Here is a 2599-nt window from a genome sequence, read left to right as displayed (position 1 = left end):
GCATCTTGCCAAACATCAACAACGCACCCTGGAATGGCAGCCACGCCAAGAACAGCCGCCTGTTCTGGCCCAAGATGGTGAGTAGGTGCATCTCCGGGGCCCTAATCGCACGCGCGCCCAGCTTGCTGATCCCCCAGTTGATAGGCCCGAGCTCACGGAATCCGCCCGACGGGATGCGTGAGGGCGTGCTCATCCGCGCCGCACCAGATACGGCGAGCCCTCGACGATTACGGCCACCCATATAACCTAGCGGCCAGCAGTCATCTGTGCAATCCGAACGAGCCGGGGTCGTTCACGGAAAGTCTTTGTGGGGGTTGGTTGTTCGTGAAGTGCCGGTGCGTGCCAACGCCACGGGCGGCACCCGTCGTACTTGGTCGGATTCTTGTCGGATGTCGCTGCCTGACGGGCCTTCGCGCCGACGACCGCACCCGAACAACGCTCCTTGAATACGGTGATGGACAACGACGATTGGGTGTTGCCGGGTCCGGCCGGATCAAAGTTCGCTCCGACGCATTAGGGATCGGACCGCGCGGCGCCGGTCGATCGCAATGCTTCTGCCACCGCGTCGCGGATCGGGCCACGCCACAGCGGCCCGTGGCTGGGTGCGAGGACCTCCGTCTCCAGTGGCGCCAGCACTGCCAGGCTGCGTTCACAGCCGGCCTGGTTGTGGCTGAACAGCGTCGGCAAAAACTGCGGGCCTTTCCGACGGCACGTGGGAAACCCGGTGATAAGGGCATCACCGCTGGCGAGCACGCCATCGACGATGTAGGAGCAGTGCCCGCTCGTATGGCCGGGCGTGGGAATAGGTTTGGGCTGGCCCGGCAGCATTGCAGCAACATCGGCAGTGAGGGCCTGCGCGGTCGGAATGCCCTCGCGGCTCAACCCGCCGTTGCGCACCAGGTGGGCGGTCCAGGTCACCCAGCTGGGGCGCCAGAGGTTGGCTGCGATGTCCAACGGCGACGCCTGCTGCAGGTACTCGCGCTTGGCGTGTCCGACCTCATCGCGGTGGCAATAAACCGGTGTGCCTTGAGTTTTCGCGAACCAGATCGCCGAGCCGAGATGGTCCACGTGGGCATGGGTCAGCACGATCCCGCGCACGTCGTCGACGCCGAACCCGAGGTCGGATAGCGAGGCCAGCACGTCGTCGCGATCGCCGGGAAGCCCGGCGTCGATCAGCGTGACGCCGTCGCCGCCGGTGATAATCAGCCAGTTCGCTGCGTAGCCTTGCACCAAGTGCACATGATCGGTTACCGCCGTCGCTACCGGTGTCATTGTCGGCAGTTTAGTCGGCGGGATTTGAAACGGCGTGGCTAGCGTTCTGCATCAGAAATTCGTTACATAACTGTAATGGTCGGGATTCGGCGCGGTTCCAGCACGAATCACGTTGGTGCGTGGGATGATTCACGTATGGCGGGTGGACGACCGAAGGCCGAACTGGTGTTGACCGAGGAGGAGCGCAAGACGCTGACGCGGTGGGCGCGGCGGCGCAAGTCCTCGCAGGCGCTGGCATTGCGGTCACGGATCGTGCTGGGCTGCGCCGAGGGCCTGACCAACAAGCAGGTCGCGGCGCGCGAGCAAGTGTCGCAGCCCACGGTCGGCAAGTGGCGGCGCCGGTTCGTCGAGGCACGCCTGGACGGGCTGGTCGATGACCCGCGGCCCGGGCGGCCGGCCTCGATCACCGCCGACCAGGTCGAAGACGTCGTGGTCGCCACCCTGGAATCGACCCCGAAGAATGCCACGCACTGGTCGCGCACATCGATGGCCGAACGCAGCGGTCTGTCCAAGTCCACCATTGGGCGGATCTGGAAGGCATTCGATCTGCGGCCGCATCGAGCCGACGAGTTCAAGCTGTCCAACGACCCACTGTTCGTGGAGAAGATTTATGACATCGTCGGGCTGTATGTGGACCCGCCCGAGTCCGCGGTGGTGCTGTGCGTGGACGAGAAGTCCCAGATCCAGGCCCTGGCGCGCAGCCAGCCCGCGTTCCCGATGATGCCGGGCATGCCCGAAAAACGCACCCACGACTACGTGCGGCACGGCACTACCAGCTTGTTCGCCGCCTTCAACACCAGCGACGGCACCGTGATCTCCGCGCTGCGTCGTCGTCACCGCGCGATCGAGTTCCGCAAGTTCCTCGCCAAGATCGACGCCGAGGTCCCCGCCCACCTCGACATCCACCTGGTCTGCGACAACTACGGCACCCACAAGACACCCACCGTGCAGGCCTGGCTAGACAACCACCCCCGCTTCCACATGCACTACACCCCCACCTATTCCAGCTGGATCAACCAAGTCGAACGCTGGTTCGCCGAACTCACCCGCCAACTTATCGAGCGGGGCGACTACCGCAGCGTCCAAGCGCTCGAGAAGGACATCCGTACCTGGGTCGACAGTTGGAACGAGAACCCAAAACCGTTCGTGTGGACCAAGACCGCCGAACAGATCCTCGAAGCAATCGGACGGTTAATGAAACGAATTAACGGTGCGGGACACTAGCAAGGCCGCGCTGATCTTGCTCTCCGGGTATCAAACCCCCGATGGGCTGCGCCGCGCCGGGGCTGCCCGGTTGGCGGCGTGGTTGCGTAAACGCAAGGCCCGC

2 protein-coding genes and 1 pseudogene are annotated in these 2599 nt (G+C 64.4%); 1 reads left to right on the top strand and 2 read right to left on the bottom strand.

The window, feature by feature from the left end; all coding sequences use genetic code 11:
• Window positions 1-193: pseudogene (locus tag ACLQI9_RS31925) on the bottom strand (carboxymuconolactone decarboxylase family protein); the annotation flags it as partial.
• 320 nt (window positions 194-513) lie between these two features.
• Window positions 514-1272 (bottom strand): MBL fold metallo-hydrolase, encoded by a 759-nt coding sequence (locus ACLQI9_RS31920; RefSeq protein WP_442392794.1) that lies wholly within the window; start codon window positions 1270-1272, stop codon window positions 514-516.
• A 135-nt stretch (window positions 1273-1407) separates the two neighbouring features.
• Between ACLQI9_RS31920 and ACLQI9_RS31915 the strand changes: the two genes are divergently transcribed.
• Complete coding sequence (locus ACLQI9_RS31915; protein WP_442368016.1) at window positions 1408-2496, top strand: IS630 family transposase; 1089 nt, start codon at window positions 1408-1410, stop codon at window positions 2494-2496.
• The last annotated feature ends 103 nt before the right edge of the window (window positions 2497-2599 follow it).

The organism is Mycobacterium sp. (assembly GCF_052143115.1).
Lineage (GTDB): Bacteria > Actinomycetota > Actinomycetes > Mycobacteriales > Mycobacteriaceae > Mycobacterium.
The sequence above is the reverse complement of the archived record's forward strand: the minus strand, read 5'-3'. Positions and strand labels throughout refer to the sequence as shown.

Excerpts from the sequence above, each read along its gene's own strand:
- ACLQI9_RS31920 (WP_442392794.1), bottom strand. The coding sequence starts at position 1,272 with ATGACACCGGTAGCGACGGCGGTAACCGATCATGTGCACTTGGTGCAA.
- ACLQI9_RS31915 (WP_442368016.1), top strand. The coding sequence starts at position 1,408 with ATGGCGGGTGGACGACCGAAGGCCGAACTGGTGTTGACCGAGGAGGAG.